A 16698-nucleotide genomic window follows, 5' to 3' on the forward strand; every position below is an offset into this window, starting at 1 on the left:
ACAAGCTGCCGGGAATGCTCGACGTCCGCGTCCCGACTTGATATCCGCCACCCTCTGCGAGACGCGGGTTTGAGTCGGGGCACATGACGGTTGCGATCGAGATGGGGCAGACCGCGGCGGGATCGCCTGCGGCTCTCGACCTCGAAGAACTCCTTGCGACCCGCCTCCTGGTCCAGGGCAATTCCGGCTCCGGGAAATCGCATCTGCTGCGTCGGCTGCTGGAGCAGAGCGCGCCCTGGGTGCAGCAGACGATCATCGATCCTGAAGGCGACTTCGTCACCCTCGCCGAGCGATTCGGCCACCTGGTCATCGAGGCCGAGGACCACACCGAGCGCGCGCTCCAAGTCGCGGGCGAGCGGGCACGCATCCACCGCGTCTCGACCGTACTCAACCTCGAGGGCCTCGACGCGGAAAACCAGATGCGGCGCGCGGCCGCCTTTCTCAACGGCCTGTTCGAAATCTCGCGCGACCATTGGTACCCGATGCTCGTCGTCGTCGACGAAGCCCAGCTGTTCGCACCGGCCGTGGCCGGCGAAGTGTCGGACGAAGCGCGCAAGGCCTCGCTCGGCGCGATGACCAATTTGATGTGCCGCGGCCGCAAGCGCGGGCTGGCCGGGGTGATCGCGACGCAGAGGTTGGCGAAGCTTGCGAAGAACGTCGCAGCCGAGGCCTCGAACTTTCTCATGGGCCGCACCTTCCTCGACATCGACATGGCCCGCGCCGCCGACCTGCTCGGCATGGAGCGGCGCCAGGCGGAAGCGTTCCGCGACCTCGAGCGCGGCCAGTTCATGGCGCTCGGCCCCGCGCTGTCGCGACGGCCGCTGGGCCTGCGCATCGGTCCGACCGACACCAAGCCGCGCAACGCGACGCCCCGGCTGATGCCGCTGCCGGAGGCCTCGCTCGAGGACGCCCGCGCCGTCATCCTCGCAGCGCCACCGCCGGAGACGAATGCGCGGCCGCAGCGCAAGCCGCAGCCGGAGCTGCTCGACCAGCTGATGGCGGCGAAATCCGCCGCGCTGGAGTTTCGTCCCGAGCCGCCACCGCCTGAAGTCAGCGAGGAGGAGCTCGCCGAGCGCCGTGCCCGCGTCGAGCGCGTGCTGCGCGCTGTCCTGGCCGAGCCCGACGCCGGCTTCCGCGCCGTCGGCGTGCTCTATCAGGAGTTCGTCGTCCGCTGCCGCATCGAGGGGCTTGGCACGGCGGTGCCTGACCTCAACGAATTCCGCCGCATGCTGACCCGCGCCCGCGCCGGGCTCGGAGGCGACGAGACCTCGGACGATGCCGGCTGGCAGGACGTCACCTTGCGCGCCTCGCTGCTGCCCGAGGACATGCAGGGCGTCTTCATGATGCTCGCCCGCGCCGCCAAGGACGGCCGTCCCTGCCCGAGCGATGCCGCGATCGCGCGCGCCTACGGCTCGCATTCGCTGCGCCGGGCGCAGCGGCTGCTCACTTACATCGAGGACCAGGGCCTGATCGTCTGCCAGCTCGACGGCGCCGGCCGCCGCATCGTCACCCTGGTCGAGCTCGCCTGGGCCACCGCGCCCGGTGATCCCAACGCCGACGACGCCGATCAATCGCTCGTCACCTCTTCGTCGTGACGATGCGCCCGGATCGCTCCGGGCGCATCGCGTTGTTGTCCGCGATCAGGTCGCGGCGATCTTGCCCATCGCCGGATCGCTGATGCTGGGACGGCCGTTCTCGACGTGACCGGCGAGCTGCCAGTTGAAATTGGCGTCGCTGTCGGTCGTGACCGTCAGGTCGTACCAGCCGTGGGTATGCTCCAGCCGCACCTGCGTCTCCAGCCGCTGGCCGCGCTGCAGGCGATGCCGCTCGCTGCGCCCCGTGTAGTTGTCGACGAGCGTGACCACGCAGCTCGCGCCCTTGTTGGTCAGCGCGATCGCGAGGCTGCGCGTGTCGTCGTCATCGCCCCAATTGCAGAGATGAACGGTTTCGACATCGACCCGCGCCGCCGTCGAAACGACGCCGCCCTTGAAGTGGCGATAGAAGCCGTTCGGGCCGTACACCGACAGGTCATACTGGCCGGCGCTGGCCGCGAGATCCCACACCCCGTTGAGCGACTTGCCGGCCTCGACCGTGTAGCTCCACGGACCGGTCGCGGTGTTGCCGGAGCGGACATGGAAGCAGACGCCCGCCTGCCCCGGATTGACGAAGCGAATGCCGAACTTCTTGTTGTTAGCATCCGCATCGCCGTCGACGCGGAGGTCATAGGGCAGCGCGCGCGCCGGACGGATGCCGGGCTCCTGCTGCGGCAGCACCTGCTTAACCGGCGGCACCGGATGATAGTCGTCGAAGCGCGCGCCCGAGGTGATGTCGGAGGCCGGCGGCTTGAAGCCGGCCGTGCTCGGCAGCGGCGCGAGACCTTCGTTCGGCGAGGTGAAGTTGAACGCCGAGGTGAGATCGCCGCACACCGCGCGGCGCCAGGCCGGGATGTTGGTCTCGAACAGGTCCTTCGCATGACGATGGAATCTGCGCTCGATGAAGCGGATCACCGAGGTGTGGTCGAACACCTCCGAGCACACGAAGCCGCCGCGCGACCAGGGCGACACCACCATCATCGGCACACGCACGCCGAGGCCGTAGGGACCGGCGAGATGATTGGCGTCGCCGGCAAACAGGTCCGTGCTGACATCGACGGTGGACTGGCCATAGGCCTGCGACATCGCCGGATAGGGACCGACGACGTGATCGAAGAAGCCGCCGCCTTCATCATAGTTGATGAGCAGTACGGTCTTGCTCCACAGCTCCGGATTCGAGGTGAGGATGTCCAGCACCTTGGAGATGTACCAGGCGCCCGGCCCCGGCAGCCAGTTCGGATGCTCGCTGAAGGCTTCGGGGGCCGCGATCCACGACACCTGCGGCAGCGTGCCGTTGCGGACGTCGTTGCGCAGACCGTCGAACAGGTTCTCGAACGTGCCGCCATTGGCGATGTTGCTGCCGCGCAGCGCCTTCTCGTAGAGCGGGCTGCCCGGCTGCGAATTCTGGTACTGGTGGAAGTACAACAGCGAGTTGTCGCCGTAATTGCCGATCCAGGGATTCTGCGTCCAGCCCCAGGAGCCGGCCGCGTTCAGGCCGGTGCCGATGTCCTGATAGACCTTCCAGGAGATGCCGGCCTTCTCCAGCCGCTCCGGGAACGTCGTCCAGTCATAGCCGGCTTCGGCATTGGTGATGACCGGGCCGCCATTCTTGCCGTCATTGCCGTCCCAGCCGGTCCACAGGTAATAGCGATTCGGATCGGTCGGTCCCATCACCGAGCAGAAATACTGGTCGCAGATCGTGAAGGCGTCGGCGAGCGCGTAGTGCCAGGGCAGATCCTGCCGGTTCATGCAGGTCATCGTCGTGGTGCCCTTGTTGGCGATCCACTTGTCGTAGTTGCCGTTGTTCCAGGACTTCTGGCCGTCGTTCCAGCCATGCGCGACGTCCTCGACATAGACCTGGCCGGCATTGTCAACGCGGAACGGCATCACCGAGCCAGCGCCGTTCGGCTGCTGCCAGACCGGATTGCCGTTCGGCAGCTTCACCGCGCGCGGGTCGTTGAAGCCACGCACGCCGCGCATCGCGCCGAAATAATGATCGAAGGCGCGGTTCTCCTGCATCAGCACCACGATGTGCTTGACGTCCTCGATGCTGCCATGGCGGTTGAACGCCGGAATGGCGTGCGCGCGCTCGATGCTCTGGCTGAGCGCCGCTGTCGCCGCCGAAGCGCCAAGCAGGCGCAGGAACTCGCGACGGTTGTGCGCGATCGTGTTCGACATCTCGTTCAATCCCCTGGTGATGACGGTGTCGAGCGGCTTAGGTGTCGGCTTTAACAGCCGCGTGACCGAGCGGTTAAGGATGTGTTGCACGGATTTGACAGCCGCCACCTGTGCTGCGCATGCCATGGCGCGCTGTGGAGCCGGTGCATCGCCCTGCCGGCCGTGGCCATGGCCCTTGCGCCACAGCCGAAAAGCTGAATGATCCGTTCGGTTTGAGCGGCGACAGGGCGAAGCCCGATCCCGGACCGGGCGCGTTGCGTTGTTGAGGATGGTTTGCATATGCCGACGTTGACGGTGCAAGCGGCGGGACTGCAGGGTGCGCCGGCGTGGGTATGGTTGCAGGTTGCCGCCAACCTCCTCGTCGCCAGCGCGTTCTTCACCATCGCCTACGTGGTCGGCACCTTCCTGCGGCGGCGCTGGCGCGACGTCATGTTCCGTGGCGTGGTCGGCGCGCTCGCGACCTTCGTGGCGGTGGTCGGCCTGACGCGCCTGCTCGCGATCGCCGACCTCTGGGTTCCCACCTCGACCGTCGAGGGCCTCATCAACATCCTGCTCGGGGTGATGTCGATCGGCATCATCGCCGTCATGATCAAGATGCTGCCGCAGCTCCTGGTGCTGCCGACGCGCATCACCTTGCAGAAGGCCTATGCGCAGCTGGAGGAAGAGATCAGGCAGCGCCGTGCCGCCGAGGCCATGGTGAAGCGCTTCCAGGAGATCGAGGCCAACGAGGCCCAGGTGCGCCAGGCGCAGAAGATGGAGGCGATCGGCCAGCTCACCGGCGGTGTCGCGCACGACTTCAACAACATCCTGACCGTCATCACCGGCACGATCGAGATCCTCGCCGACGCAGTGAAGGACAAGCCGCAGCTCGCCGGGATCGCCAACATGATCAGCGCCGCCGCCGAGCGCGGCGCTGATCTCACGCGGCATCTGCTCGCCTTCTCCCGCCGCCAGCCGCTGCAGCCGCGCGCCACCGACGTCAACGCGCTGGTCGTCGACTCGGCCCGCCTGCTGCGCCCGACGCTCGGCGAGCAGATCGAGATCGAATCGATGCTGGCGCATGACAGCGCCCCGGCGCTGATCGATCCGAGCCAGCTCTCGACCGCGATCCTCAACCTCGCGCTCAATGCGCGCGATGCGATGCCGGATGGCGGCAAGCTCACGCTCGAGACCAAGAACGTCATGCTGGACGAGCACTATGCCCAGCTCAATCGCGACGCCAAGCCGGGCAGCTACGTCATGATCGCGGTCAGCGACACCGGCGAGGGAATCCCAGGCTCGCTGCTCGACAAGGTGTTCGAGCCGTTCTTCACCACCAAGGACGTCGGCAAGGGCTCCGGCCTCGGGCTCAGCATGGTCTATGGCTTCGTCAAGCAGTCCAACGGGCACGTCAAGATCTACAGCGAGCAAGGTCACGGCACGACGGTGAAGCTGTATCTGCCGCGCGCCGCCAGCGCGCCGGAGCTGCCGGCCACCGAGACAGGCCGACCGGCGGTCGCACGCGGCGACGAGACCATCCTGATCGTCGAGGACGACGCGCTGGTGCGCGACTACGTCGTCGCGCAGGTCCGCCGGCTCGGCTATCGCACGCTGTCGGCCAGCAACGCCGCCGAGGGTCTGTCGATCATCGACAGCGCCGAGCGGATCGATCTGTTGTTCACCGACGTCATCATCCCCGGCGGCAAGAACGGCCGCCAGCTCGCGATCGAGGCGGAGAAGCGACGGCCCGGGCTGAAGGTGCTGTACACGTCCGGCTATACCGAGAACGCGATCGTGCATCATGGGCGGCTCGATGCCGACGTGCTGCTGCTCGCCAAACCCTATGTCAGCGCCGATCTCGCGCGCATGATCCGGACCGCGCTGGAGGCGTGAGGCGGCTTGCGCCGGACCTCGCTTCATCTCGTCTGCCACAGACCGCGCACCAAACTCGGTGTCGTCCCGGCCTCGAGCCGGGACCCATACGCCGCGGCGGTTGGGGCCGGGCGAGATGGATCGGCGATCGTGCCTCAAACGTCTCCCTGGGGTTATGGGTCCCGGCTCAAGGCCGGGACGACAGCGGAGGTCTTGGCCGGCGCCTTTCACCACATCGCTGGCTTGAAGACAGATCATCGCCTTCTCGCGGCACGTGGTGCCCGAGTGATGCATCGCTCATGCCCCTCTTGAAAGACGAGAGGGCGCGGAGAAGGCCGGGAGCCTGCCGCCCCCATGGCCCGCCTGCAGAAGAAAAATGCAGGCGGCAGTCACCACAGGTTTGGCCAGAACATCCCGGCCTTCCCCGCGCGATTGGTTTTAACGGTGTCCTTCGTGCTCTCCCTGGGGATCGGCGTTCTTGCCCCCATTTGCGACAACGCGCCGTTGGCGCGTTGCGCAGACCTCAGCGTCGAGAGGCCAGGACCACACGACTTCGCCGTCCGTGCCGGCCCGCGCTCGTCGGGCGCAGCCGTCACGTCCATCGCAGCCCACCTCTACGTATCGTGACGACGCGTACGTCCCTCTGCATGAGGCGGGATGCAGGGATGAAACCATGAATTCCGAAAAATAGCAAGCTATTTTTGCTTAGGAGAACAGCACGATCGACCGTCGGCCGGTCTGGGCTGGCCGGCCCTGTCCTTCAGGATCTCGCGCGCCGCGGCCGCGATGCGCTGACACAGAGACAGCGCGGTCTCCCTGTCCCGGACATGGAAGATCTCGTCGCTGATCAGGCGGTCGTCGAGCCAGGCGCGGAACGCCTGCTCGCTCTCCGGCGTAAACGTCCGCTCCTCGTAGAGGAAGCCGCTCAGCGGGCCTTCGATCACGTAGTCGGTATCGGCGGCCAATTGCGAGGAACGCGCGCATTGCGCCCAGATGCGGCCGTCGGCGTCGACGAACGCCAGGACTCCGTCGTCACGCTCTTCGACTCGCATCTGCAACTCCCCACGCGAATATCAAAGTAGCTCTCTCCGCGTCATTGCGAGCGCAGCGAAGCAATCCAGAGTCCCGCCCACCAATCTGGATTGCTTCGCTGCGCTCGCAATGACGGAGGAGACAGGTTGCCCTGGCCTGGGACCGATGGAGGCGCACGATAACGACAGGCCTGGGCTACTACTAGCCCTGCCCCGGACAGCGGATCTCCTTATAAACCGCATCCGCGAACGCCTTGATGCCGGTGTTGATGCGCAAGGGCGAGGTCAGCGTCTGATAGGTGACGATGCCGCGGGTGATCGACAGCACCTTGTAGCTCTCGGCGATCTTCGTCTTGTAGCACTTGCCGACCTGGATGGCGTCCTCGGTCAGTGGCATGGTCTCCCCTCCACTCTCGACTCTCTCATCTCACGTCACGACTCACACCAGTGGCGCGGCGGCGCGACGCGCGCCCGGGATGGGCGGCTCGCGATCGACGGCCTTGAGCGCGTCGAGGGCTGCAAGCAGCGCCAATCGTCCGTCGGCGATCGCCTGCTGCGCGGTCTCGCCGATGCCGATCACCCCGGGAATGTCGGGGAAGGTGACGAGACAGCCGCCGCCATCTTCGGCGCCCAGCGCCGTCAACTCATAGGAATAGGCGTCGGCACCGGTCATCGCGCGGCCTCATCCATGCCGTCGATCATCGCCACGAACGCCCTTATATGCGGCGGCCTGATCGGAGCCTTCAGCGGAATGGTCACGCAATGCGGGACGGACGGATGCAGGAAGACCTCGTGCGTACCGGTGATCTTGCGGAACTTCATCGCATATTGCGAGGCGATGATCTCGAGGTGGACGGGCTTCCAGTCGCCATGGGGATCAGCGCGCAACGCTTCGACACGCTTGTTGTGCGTCCCGCCCTGTCGGCTTTGCAACACTGGGGTGGAGGGAGACGCACCATTGTCCGCTGCGGCTTGGGCCTGATTTGGACACACCAGACCGAGAAACGCCACGATGAAGTCGCCCACCGTGTCGTTGCGATGCGTCAGCCGCCAGTTCTGCGACAACACCAGCTTCGCGCCGCTCTGCGCATGGTGGAGCGCGACGAGCTCGTCCATCATCGTCAGAACCCTGACGGCGCTGAGATTATAAGGCTCCTGCGTGAACTTGCGCTTGAGGTCGATGCGCTCCTTGCGCAGGCTGGCATGCTTGACCAGCCAGTCGACGATGGTTTCGACCCAGAACGCCTCGGTGTTGACAGCCTCAGACATGACCGTTCTCCGGACCACGCGCCGTCGGCGCGCAGCCGCTGCCCGGAGATCGATACAAGACCCATGCCACTAGGGCGCAACTGCCGGCGGAGGGGCGCCGGCCCGGCCTATCAATCCGTCTGCGCGAAGGCTCGCGCAGACGGCTTCGCGTGCTCGGTCAGCTGGAGCTCACCACCAGGGGCCGCCCCACGGTCCACCACCCCAGCCGCCATAGTAACGGCGCGCGTAATAGGGACGGCCGTAATACGGCGCGTAGCCGACGCCGACATAGCCGTAGGGCCCGCCGCCGTAATAATAGGGATCATCGTCGTAGTAATAGGGCGTCGCCGCCGCGGCAATGCCAGCGCCGAGCAAGGCTCCGGCTGCGAGACCGCCGAAGCCCCAGCCGCCACCGCGCCATCCGCCGCCGCGCCAGCCGCCACCATGCCAGCCGCCGCCGAATCCACGGCCGCCATAGCGCACCTGCGTGGTGGTGAGCGGCGCGGCGTCGGGCTTGGCGGCGGCCGACAGCGCCGTTATCGGAGCAGACATCGCCGGCGCATTCGCACCGGCCAGCAGCGCACCCGACAGGGCCAGCGCCGCCACGTAGTTCAAGCTTCGCATCACTTAGGACTCCTCGACAGAGATCATCACGCATGACGGCGCCATCTGAACGGGGCGCCGTCGTCCGCCGCGACAAGCGACGGCTTGGAGCACGTGAATTGCTCGAAAGCTATGAACGGCCGGTCGGCCCGCCTGTTCCAGGCCAACGCGGCGGCGGTTGCCCGAACACGGGCGTTTGATTTGGAATCCTGCCCGCACGTTGATGGGACCTCGCCACACGGCCGGTGCGCTCCCCTCCCCCTTGCGGGGAGGGGAGCTCACCGTCCGGGCGGCGAGAGTTCGAATCCCAACTTCGCTGAGAGCAGATCCGCGAGACGGGAACATAACGCATCAGCCTTCAGTGCCGGCCAAGATTGCTCGAGCTTCCGGAGTTGTCGTCGCCGGTGCTCGGGCTGTTATTGTTGAGCGAGCCGGTCGTATCATTCGGTGCGGAGGGCGTGCGGCCCGATCCGTTGCCTGGCGCAGCGGCGTTGGTCGAACTGCCCTGCCCCGTGCCGGTCGTGCCCGTGCTGCTCGGCGCCGTGCCGGGGGCTGCCGTGGGCGCGTTGTGCGACGGTCCTGCGCTGCTGCCGCCGGTGCCACTGCTCTGGGCCGCTGCAAACGAGGTCGACAGCGCGAGCACCGCGGCGGAGGCGATGAGTCCATGTTTCATGAGGACGTCCTTGTTGGAGAAGGACGACAAGGTCGGCCTCGACAGGACGTTCCTCAGTCCGTCAGCCGCGCCGCTTGCGCGCCTGCCCCGCCGCGGCCTGCTTGCGCAGGCTCTCGGCGGCGCCGCCGACGATCTCGGAAATCTGCATCAGCTGCTTGGCAAGCGGGCTGGTCTTGCGCCAGACCATGCCGATGCTGCGCTGGGGCTGCGGCTCGGCGAAGCGCGCCAGCGACACCGAGGCCGAGCGCGTCTCGACACCGACGGCCATCTCCGGGATCAAGGTCACGCCCATGCCGGCGCCGACCATCTGCACCAATGTCGACAACGAGGAGGCATCGAGCATCTCGCGCGGCGCCTGCATGTTGCAGAACGACAGCGCCTGATCGCGGAAGCAGTGTCCCTCCTCCAGCAGCAACAGCCGCATCTCGCGCAGGCTCTCACTGCTCGGCACCGCAGCGCCTTCATATTCGGGCGGGCGCACCAGCAGGAAATTCTCGGCGAACAGCGCGACCTCGGTCAGCGACGGTTCCGACACCGGCAGCGCGACGATCGCGGCATCGAGCCGGCCCTCGACCAGCTCCTCGATCAGCTTCGGCGTCTTGGATTCGCGGACATGGATGTCGATCTCGGGATGCTTGCGGGTGAGATCGCCGATCACCTTCGGGAGAAGATAGGGCGCGACCGTCGGGATCATGCCGAGCCGCAGCCGTCCCGTGAGCTTGTCGCGCGAGGCGCGGGCGAAATCGCCGAGCTCGTCCACGGAGCGCAGGATCTCGCGGACTCGCTCCGCGAGCTGCTCGCCGAACCGCGTCAGCACCACCTGGCGCGCGTTGCGTTCAAGAAGGACGCCGCCGAGCGCGTCCTCCATCTCCTTGATCTGCATCGACAGCGCCGGCTGCGAGATCGCGCAGGCCTCGGCGGCGCGGCCGAAATGGCCGAGACGCGCCAGCGCGTCGAAATAGCGAAGCTGCCGCATCGTCAGATGGATCATCAGATTATCTTATCGTTCGTCGACCTGAAGTCAATTTCGCCAAACCGCAATCTCAGGATGTATCGATAACCCACATGCCGCTCAGCGTTTGGGCGACGTCACACCATGTTCATCAGATAATCTTATCGTTGCAATCACCAAACTCAATTTCCCCTGATCGAAGGAGCCGCGTAGGGTCCCGGCACCCACCCCAGGGGGGAACAATGCCGTTCAGGTCAGGAGGCAAACATGGATGACGTCAGCAAGTGCCCATTTTCGGGCGGCTTGAAGGGATTCAAGAACAAGGACTGGTGGCCGAACCAGCTCGATCTGTCGGTGCTGCATCAGCATTCGAACCTCTCCGATCCGCTCGGCGAAGCGTTCGACTATTCCAAGGAATTCAAGAGCCTCGATCTCGACGCTGTCATCAAGGACCTGACCGCGTTGATGACGGATTCGCAGGAGTGGTGGCCGGCTGATTTCGGTCACTATGGCCCGTTCTTCATCCGCATGGCCTGGCATGCCGCCGGCACCTACCGCATCGGCGACGGCCGCGGCGGCGCGGGCACCGGTCAGCAGCGTTTCGCGCCGCTGAACAGCTGGCCAGATAACGCCAACCTCGACAAGGCCCGCCGCCTGCTGTGGCCGATCAAGCAGAAGTACGGCCAGAAGCTCTCCTGGGCCGACCTGTTCGTACTCACCGGCAACGTCGCGCTGGAATCGATGGGCTTCAAGACCTTCGGCTTCGGCGGCGGCCGCGCCGACACCTGGGAGCCGGAGCAGGACATCTATTGGGGTCCGGAAGGCAAGTGGCTTGCCGACGAGCGCTACAGCGGCGATCGCGAACTCGCAGGCTCGCTCGGCGCCGTCCAGATGGGCCTGATCTACGTCAACCCGGAAGGCCCGAACGGCAACCCCGACCCGGTCGCTGCCGCGCGCGACATCCGCGAAACGTTCGGCCGCATGGCGATGAACGACGAGGAGACGGTCGCGCTGATCGCCGGCGGTCACACCTTCGGCAAGACCCACGGCGCCGGCGATGCATCGCTGGTCGGTCCGGAGCCGGAAGGTGCCGACATCGCGCAGATGGGTCTCGGCTGGGCCAGCAAGTACGGCTCGGGCAAGGCCGGTGACACCATCACCTCCGGTCTCGAGGTGATCTGGACCTCGTCGCCGACCAAGTGGAGCAACAACTTCTTCTGGAACCTGTTCGGCTACGAATGGGAGCTGACCAAGAGCCCGGCCGGTGCGCACCAGTGGACGCCGAAGGGCGGCGCTGGCGCCAACACCGTGCCGGACGCGCACGACAAGTCGAAGCGCCACGCGCCGTCGATGCTGACCACCGACCTCGCGCTGCGCTTCGATCCGGAATACGAAAAGATCTCGCGCCGCTTCCTGGAGAACCCGGATCAGTTCGCCGACGCCTTCGCCCGCGCCTGGTTCAAGCTGACCCATCGCGACATGGGCCCAAAGGTGCGCTACCTCGGCCCGCTGGTGCCGAAGGAGGACCTGATCTGGCAGGATCCGATCCCGGCGCTGGATCACCCCGTCGTCGACGACAAGGACGTCGCCGATCTCAAGGCGAAGATCCTCGCGTCGGGCCTCTCGGTGTCGGAGCTGGTCTCGACCGCCTGGGCCTCGGCCTCGACCTTCCGCGGCTCGGACAAGCGCGGCGGCGCCAATGGCGCGCGCATTCGCCTCGCTCCGCAGAAGGACTGGGCGGTCAACAACCCGGCTGAACTATCGAAGGTGCTCGCCAAGCTCGAGGGCATCCAGAAGGAGTTCAACGGCGCGGCCAGCGGCGGCAAGAAGGTTTCTCTCGCCGATCTGATCGTGCTGGCCGGCAATGCCGGCGTCGAGGCGGCGGCCAAGAAGGCCGGCGTCGAGGTGACGGTGCCGTTCGCACCGGGCCGCACCGACGCCTCGCAGGAGCAGACCGACGTCGAGTCGTTCTCCGTGCTCGAGCCGACCCATGACGGCTTCCGCAACTATCTCAGCGGCAAGCAGTGGCTGTCGGCCGAGGAGCTGCTGGTCGACAAGGCCCAGCTGCTGACCCTGACCGCGCCGGAGATGACCGTGCTGGTCGGCGGCCTGCGCGTGCTCGGCGCCAATGCCAATGGCGCCAAGCACGGCGTGTTCACGGCGCAGACGGACGTGCTCTCGAACGACTTCTTCGTCAACCTGCTCGACATGGGCGTCGCCTGGAGCCCGGTCGATCAGGGCGAGCACACGTTCGAGGGCCGCGACCGCAAGTCCGGCGCCGTGAAGTGGACCGCAACCCGCGCCGACCTGATCTTCGGCTCGCACTCGCAGCTGCGCGCGCTCGCCGAGGTCTATGCCAGCTCGGACGCCAAGCAGAAGTTCGTCAAGGACTTCGTCGCCGCCTGGACCAAGGTGATGAACCTCGACCGGTTCGAGCTGAAGGCTTAAGCGGCAAGCTGACCGACTAACAAAAAGCGGCGCTTCAGTGATGAAGCGCCGCTTTTCTGTCGACACAGGGGCCTCATGGTTCGAGACGCGCCGCCAGCGGCGCTCCTCACCATGAGGAATTAGCACTTCGCCGCGAACTCAACCCTCGTCCTGAGGAGCCCGCCAAAGGCGGGCGTCTCGAAGGACCGTGAACGGCGCGCTGCCGACGACGAGCTTCGCTGCAAATCAGCGCCTCAGCGCTCCGCGGCGGAGCCGCCGCCGTCGATCTGGCGGCCCATCAGGGCGATGGCCTTCTGATAGACGCCGGCGGCGTTCCAGGCTTCGATGGCGGCGAAGTTCGGCTCGCCCGGCTGATAGCCGGCGCCGGCCTTCCAGCCATTGGCGCGCAGGAAGTTCGCGGTCGAGGCCAGCGCGTTCGCGGCGACGTCGAGATTGCCGACGCCGTAGGCCAGGATGTTCTTCGGCATGAACTGGGTTTGCCCGACCTCGCCATGCATCGAGCCGCGCTGGTTGCCCGACAGCACGCCGCGATCGATCAGTTTCAGTGCGGCATAGAGCTGCTCGGTGAAGAACTCCGGACGGCGGCAGTCATAGGCCAAGGTCGCGATCGACGATAGCATGTGCTGGTTGCCGCGCTGGCTGCCGAACGCGCTCTCCATGCCCCAGATAGCGATCAGCGGTCCCGGCGGCACGCCGTAGCGCTGCTCGATCGAGGCGAACATCGCTGCCTGCGACTGCTTCAGCTGCCGGCCGCGCGCGACGATCGCCGGCGCGCCGCGCTTGGCGAGGAATTGATCGAGCGAGAGCTGGAAGCTGCGCTGGCCGCGATCGGCCGCGATGGTGGCCGAGGCGTAGTTGGTCTGCATCAGCGCCGATATCGCGGTGCCGCCGATGCCCTTGGCCCTGGCCTCTTCGCTGAACTCGCGCTTCCATGCCTCGAAGCCGGCCGGCGACGAGCCGCACTGCGCCGCATGCGCACCGCCACCGAAGGAGGCGAGCAGCGTGGCGACCGCGAAGGGAATCGTGAGAATAGCTCGGCGCTTGATCATCGATGCTCCTGTGGTGGCGTCCGGTCACGCGGGGCTCTGATGACACCGCAGGACATCGCAAGACGCTGCCGCGGCAATATCGGCCGCTGGGTTGAAACCGCGACAACCTATCGGAAATCGAAAAAAATCATAGCCGGTCACGACGGCCGCCGCGCGAGGGTCTGCATCTCGACTGCGTGACAAACACTTGCCCCGCAGGTTCCCGTCCTCCGCTCCCGCAATCGTGATCAGCTCGCAACGGCGCGGCCGCCGCGGCCTTGATCAATTGGCAATAACAATACTATACGGTTCTGTTTACAATGGTAGGAGTCATGGGGTGCGATCGCGTTCGGTAGTTGCGGCCGGTGGGCTGGTCGGATTGTGCAGTCTGCTTCTGCTGCTCGGGGGCTGTGCGTCGGTGGAGCAGCGCGCGGCCTATTCGGCCGATGATGCAAAGCGCGCCAGGATCGAGGGCTTCCAGGCGATCCGGATGTGGGCGGATGCCCCGGCCGAGAGCTTCGACAGTTCGTCGTTCAAGCCGCAACCGCAGCCCGGCAAGCCCTTCGCCTATCTCGCACTGTCCGGCGGCGGCGGCGATGGCGCGTTTGGCGCCGGCATTCTCAACGGCTGGAGCGAGAGCGGCGCACGTCCGGAGTTCACCGTCGTCTCCGGCGTCAGCACCGGCGCATTGATTGCTCCTTTTGCCTTCCTCGGACCCGCCTACGATCCGACGTTGAAGGAGATGTACACCAGCGGCCTCGCCAGCTCCTTCGCCGCCTCGCCCAATGCGCTCGGCGCGCTGTTCGGCTCGTCCGTCTTCGACGGACAGCCGCTCCGTGACGCCATCGCGCACTACACGACACCGGAACTCCTGGAGGCGATCGCGAGGGAGCACGCGAGGGGACGCCGGTTGTTCGTCGTCACCACCGATCTCGACGCCGCGCGGCCGGTGCTGTGGAATATGGGCGAGATCGCGTCCGCACGGACGCCGCGGTCGTTGCAGCTGTTTCGGCAGGTACTGACTGCATCCGCCAGCGTTCCCGTTGCGTTTCCGCCGGCGCTGATTGCCGCCTCCTCCGATGGCAAGCCGATCGAGGAGATGCATGTCGACGGCGGCGTCTCGACCCAGGTGTTCACCTTTCCGGATCGGCTGCTGATGCAAACCGGATCGTCGCAGCGCTTGGCCGCGAAACCGGCCATCTACATCATCATGAACGGGCGAACGTCGCCTGATTTCCAGCCGGTCGAGAACAGCACCAAGGCGATTGCGATCCGCTCGCTGGACATGAAGAGCAAGCGCGAGATCCAGAGTTACCTCTCGGCCACCTACCAGTTTGCCAGGCGCAACGGGATGGCGTTCAACATGACCGCGATCGATCAGTCCGTCCCCGAGAGCCAGGGCATAGGCTTCGATACCGACTACATGCGCACGCTCTACGCGCTCGGCTACGACAGCGCACGGTCCGGCCGGTTCTGGACGCAGACGCCGCCGGTGCCCTGACCTTGACAGCTCCCGGCCTTGGAATTACAAAACTACACAGTTTCGTTTTCTCACAACCGTTTCCCTGGGGATTGCTCTACAAGCACCGACCGAGATCGGAGACAGCAGGCCGCCATGAGACGATTCGCTCTGTTAACCTTGATCCTGCTGTCCTGGACGCCGCTGGCGCATGCGGCCGTCGGTGCCGCAGGTACGGATCCCCAGGCCAGGGATCCGCAAGCCTCCACCGACCCCGCCCTGACCCAGGAGGCGATCGACCGCGAACTCGACAAGTTCCGCAAGACGGAGGTGTCGCTGCACCAGGCATTGCGGATCGCCGAGAAGATTCATCCAGGCTCCAGGACCGCGGACATCAGCTTCGAAGGCGGGCTCGACATCCCCGTCTACAAGGTTCGCACCTTGCAGAGCGGGCAGATCTGGGAATCCGACATCGATGGCGCGACCGCCAAGGTGCTCAACACCGCCCTGTTCTCGACCGTGCAGGGCCTCAACGAGAGCGACCGCACCAGCCTTGCCGCGCTCGACACGATCAGCCTCAAGATGTCCGACGCCATCAAGATCGCGGAGCGCTCCGCCGCGGGCAAGGCCATCAGCGGCGGCCTGACGACCAAAGACGGCAAGGTCGCCTTCATCATCGTCGTGGTCAGCGGCAAGAACCTGAAGCAGGTCACGCTCGAACCGACACGGCGCCGACGCTAACTCATTCGGGGCTTTGCGCGGCCCCGGGACGCACGCCGCCCCAGAGCTGCGACATCATGACTTGGTATGAAGCGCGAGGAAGATCTTGACTCGTTCGCGGACGAAGCCAGGCATCTCCTTGCGGATGGTCTTCTCCTTCACGCCCATCAGCGCACGCATCAACAGCGGCAGCACGATGAGGTCGATGAAGATCTCGGCGGACGCCTCCGATGTCTTGGACGTTGCCCGCTTGGCGCCCGCGGACACGCCGATCGTCTCGGCGAGCAGCACCGCGACCGGCTGAGTCGCCCGCTTGCGCGAGACCTCGTGAAACTGGCTGCTGAGATCCGGAAAGCGGTAGGCCTCGCCGATCGTGACCCGCAACAGTCCAAGCGACTGCTTCAGCACGCGGTCCACGATCGCGATCGCAACCCCAACCAGCTTCTCCTGCACCGTTCCCGGCGGAGGCGTGTAGGACGGGCCGAGGTTCATCACCTCCCCGATCGAACGCTCGACGATCGCGGCAAACAAGGCCGGCTTGCCGGCATAGCGCGCATAGATGGTCGGCTTGCTGGCCGGGGCCCGCTCGGCGATTTCGTCGATGCTGGTGCCGTCGAATCCACGCTCGAGGAAGACCTCGCGCGCGGCGTCGAGAATCCGCTCCTCGATATTGCCGGCCAGGGCTTTTGGCGGCCGGCCTACCCGGCCGCGCGTCGGCACCGCGCGCGCGACGTCACTTCGTTTAACCTTGGCCTGGGTACGGGCCATACTCAACGACCTCGACTCGACATGTCCAACATGCCCAGCAAGGGATTACACGTTCTCTGCTGAACGGCAATAGAACGCGTGTATCGGAGCAGCTATGCGCCTTCTGTCATACATAATAAGACATGCTTGCATGCCTTACGATCAGGC

16 protein-coding genes are annotated in these 16698 nt (G+C 65.9%); 6 read left to right on the top strand and 10 right to left on the bottom strand.

Features of this window, described 5'->3' with window-relative positions; genetic code table 11:
- Positions 1 to 83: 83 nt before the first annotated feature.
- Complete coding sequence (locus BRAD285_RS25735; RefSeq protein WP_006615566.1) at positions 84 to 1595, top strand: ATP-binding protein; 1512 nt, start codon at positions 84 to 86, stop codon at positions 1593 to 1595.
- A gap of 45 nt (positions 1596 to 1640) precedes the next feature.
- On the opposite strand, the gene BRAD285_RS25740 is transcribed toward BRAD285_RS25735, so the two are convergent.
- Complete coding sequence (locus BRAD285_RS25740) at positions 1641 to 3770, bottom strand: phosphocholine-specific phospholipase C (protein WP_006615565.1); 2130 nt, start codon at positions 3768 to 3770, stop codon at positions 1641 to 1643.
- Between the two features lie 279 nt (positions 3771 to 4049).
- Between BRAD285_RS25740 and BRAD285_RS25745 the strand changes: the two genes are divergently transcribed.
- Positions 4050 to 5642, top strand: coding sequence for an ATP-binding protein (locus BRAD285_RS25745; RefSeq protein WP_083846484.1), 1593 nt, complete (start codon positions 4050 to 4052; stop codon positions 5640 to 5642).
- A gap of 333 nt (positions 5643 to 5975) precedes the next feature.
- Positions 5976 to 6248 (top strand): hypothetical protein, encoded by a 273-nt coding sequence (locus BRAD285_RS35885; protein WP_035648927.1) that lies wholly within the window; start codon positions 5976 to 5978, stop codon positions 6246 to 6248.
- 68 nt (positions 6249 to 6316) lie between these two features.
- Here the strand turns inward: BRAD285_RS35885 and BRAD285_RS25750 are convergent, their stop codons facing one another.
- From BRAD285_RS25750 to BRAD285_RS25780, 7 genes are all read right to left on the bottom strand, one after another.
- A complete protein-coding gene (locus BRAD285_RS25750) occupies positions 6317 to 6673 on the bottom strand; it encodes a hypothetical protein (protein WP_006615563.1) in 357 nt (118 codons plus the stop codon).
- A gap of 181 nt (positions 6674 to 6854) precedes the next feature.
- The gene (locus BRAD285_RS25755) at positions 6855 to 7049 is read right to left on the bottom strand and encodes a hypothetical protein (protein WP_006615562.1); all 195 of its coding nucleotides are present in this window, start codon (positions 7047 to 7049) and stop codon (positions 6855 to 6857) included.
- Between the two features lie 42 nt (positions 7050 to 7091).
- A complete protein-coding gene (locus BRAD285_RS25760; RefSeq protein ID WP_006615561.1) occupies positions 7092 to 7325 on the bottom strand; it encodes a type II toxin-antitoxin system HicB family antitoxin in 234 nt (77 codons plus the stop codon).
- Entirely contained in the window at positions 7322 to 7921 is a 600-nt protein-coding gene (locus tag BRAD285_RS35890; RefSeq protein ID WP_006615560.1) for a hypothetical protein, read from the bottom strand. The genes BRAD285_RS25760 and BRAD285_RS35890 overlap by 4 nt, the downstream gene beginning before the upstream one ends.
- Positions 7922 to 8089: 168 nt before the next feature.
- The gene (locus tag BRAD285_RS25770; protein ID WP_006615559.1) at positions 8090 to 8524 is read right to left on the bottom strand and encodes a hypothetical protein; all 435 of its coding nucleotides are present in this window, start codon (positions 8522 to 8524) and stop codon (positions 8090 to 8092) included.
- 337 nt (positions 8525 to 8861) lie between these two features.
- On the bottom strand, positions 8862 to 9176 hold the full coding sequence (locus BRAD285_RS25775; protein ID WP_139020741.1) for a hypothetical protein: 315 nt from the start codon (positions 9174 to 9176) through the stop codon (positions 8862 to 8864).
- 61 nt (positions 9177 to 9237) lie between these two features.
- Positions 9238 to 10167: a hydrogen peroxide-inducible genes activator gene (locus BRAD285_RS25780; RefSeq protein ID WP_006615557.1), complete on the bottom strand. Its 930-nt coding sequence runs from the start codon at positions 10165 to 10167 to the stop codon at positions 9238 to 9240.
- A gap of 228 nt (positions 10168 to 10395) precedes the next feature.
- On the opposite strand from BRAD285_RS25780, the gene katG reads away from it, so the two are divergent.
- The gene (gene katG / locus BRAD285_RS25785; RefSeq protein WP_006615556.1) at positions 10396 to 12576 is read left to right on the top strand and encodes a catalase/peroxidase HPI; all 2181 of its coding nucleotides are present in this window, start codon (positions 10396 to 10398) and stop codon (positions 12574 to 12576) included.
- A 233-nt stretch (positions 12577 to 12809) separates the two neighbouring features.
- On the opposite strand, the gene BRAD285_RS25790 is transcribed toward katG, so the two are convergent.
- Positions 12810 to 13625: a lytic transglycosylase domain-containing protein gene (locus BRAD285_RS25790; RefSeq protein WP_006615555.1), complete on the bottom strand. Its 816-nt coding sequence runs from the start codon at positions 13623 to 13625 to the stop codon at positions 12810 to 12812.
- Positions 13626 to 13941: 316 nt separating this feature from the next.
- Here BRAD285_RS25790 and BRAD285_RS25795 point away from each other — a divergent pair, with 316 nt between their 5' ends.
- Together BRAD285_RS25795 and BRAD285_RS25800 are read left to right on the top strand one after the other, a co-directional pair.
- Positions 13942 to 15105, top strand: a complete 1164-nt coding sequence (locus BRAD285_RS25795) for a patatin-like phospholipase family protein (protein WP_139020740.1) — start codon at positions 13942 to 13944, stop codon at positions 15103 to 15105.
- A gap of 114 nt (positions 15106 to 15219) precedes the next feature.
- Positions 15220 to 15804, top strand: a complete 585-nt coding sequence (locus BRAD285_RS25800; RefSeq protein ID WP_035648924.1) for a PepSY domain-containing protein — start codon at positions 15220 to 15222, stop codon at positions 15802 to 15804.
- 54 nt (positions 15805 to 15858) lie between these two features.
- On the opposite strand, the gene BRAD285_RS25805 is transcribed toward BRAD285_RS25800, so the two are convergent.
- The gene (locus BRAD285_RS25805; protein WP_006615552.1) at positions 15859 to 16551 is read right to left on the bottom strand and encodes a TetR/AcrR family transcriptional regulator; all 693 of its coding nucleotides are present in this window, start codon (positions 16549 to 16551) and stop codon (positions 15859 to 15861) included.
- Positions 16552 to 16698 lie beyond the last annotated feature (147 nt).

The organism is Bradyrhizobium sp. ORS 285 (assembly GCF_900176205.1).
Classification (GTDB): domain Bacteria; phylum Pseudomonadota; class Alphaproteobacteria; order Rhizobiales; family Xanthobacteraceae; genus Bradyrhizobium.

Excerpts from the sequence above, each read along its gene's own strand:
- BRAD285_RS25735 (WP_006615566.1), top strand. The coding sequence starts at position 84 with ATGACGGTTGCGATCGAGATGGGGCAGACCGCGGCGGGATCGCCTGCG.
- BRAD285_RS25740 (WP_006615565.1), bottom strand. The coding sequence starts at position 3,770 with ATGTCGAACACGATCGCGCACAACCGTCGCGAGTTCCTGCGCCTGCTT.
- BRAD285_RS25745 (WP_083846484.1), top strand. The coding sequence starts at position 4,050 with ATGCCGACGTTGACGGTGCAAGCGGCGGGACTGCAGGGTGCGCCGGCG.
- BRAD285_RS35885 (WP_035648927.1), top strand. The coding sequence starts at position 5,976 with ATGGCCCGCCTGCAGAAGAAAAATGCAGGCGGCAGTCACCACAGGTTT.
- BRAD285_RS25750 (WP_006615563.1), bottom strand. The coding sequence starts at position 6,673 with ATGCGAGTCGAAGAGCGTGACGACGGAGTCCTGGCGTTCGTCGACGCC.
- BRAD285_RS25755 (WP_006615562.1), bottom strand. The coding sequence starts at position 7,049 with ATGCCACTGACCGAGGACGCCATCCAGGTCGGCAAGTGCTACAAGACG.
- BRAD285_RS25760 (WP_006615561.1), bottom strand. The coding sequence starts at position 7,325 with ATGACCGGTGCCGACGCCTATTCCTATGAGTTGACGGCGCTGGGCGCC.
- BRAD285_RS35890 (WP_006615560.1), bottom strand. The coding sequence starts at position 7,921 with ATGTCTGAGGCTGTCAACACCGAGGCGTTCTGGGTCGAAACCATCGTC.
- BRAD285_RS25770 (WP_006615559.1), bottom strand. The coding sequence starts at position 8,524 with ATGCGAAGCTTGAACTACGTGGCGGCGCTGGCCCTGTCGGGTGCGCTG.
- BRAD285_RS25775 (WP_139020741.1), bottom strand. The coding sequence starts at position 9,176 with ATGAAACATGGACTCATCGCCTCCGCCGCGGTGCTCGCGCTGTCGACC.
- BRAD285_RS25780 (WP_006615557.1), bottom strand. The coding sequence starts at position 10,167 with ATGATCCATCTGACGATGCGGCAGCTTCGCTATTTCGACGCGCTGGCG.
- katG (WP_006615556.1), top strand. The coding sequence starts at position 10,396 with ATGGATGACGTCAGCAAGTGCCCATTTTCGGGCGGCTTGAAGGGATTC.
- BRAD285_RS25790 (WP_006615555.1), bottom strand. The coding sequence starts at position 13,625 with ATGATCAAGCGCCGAGCTATTCTCACGATTCCCTTCGCGGTCGCCACG.
- BRAD285_RS25800 (WP_035648924.1), top strand. The coding sequence starts at position 15,220 with ATGAGACGATTCGCTCTGTTAACCTTGATCCTGCTGTCCTGGACGCCG.
- BRAD285_RS25805 (WP_006615552.1), bottom strand. The coding sequence starts at position 16,551 with ATGGCCCGTACCCAGGCCAAGGTTAAACGAAGTGACGTCGCGCGCGCG.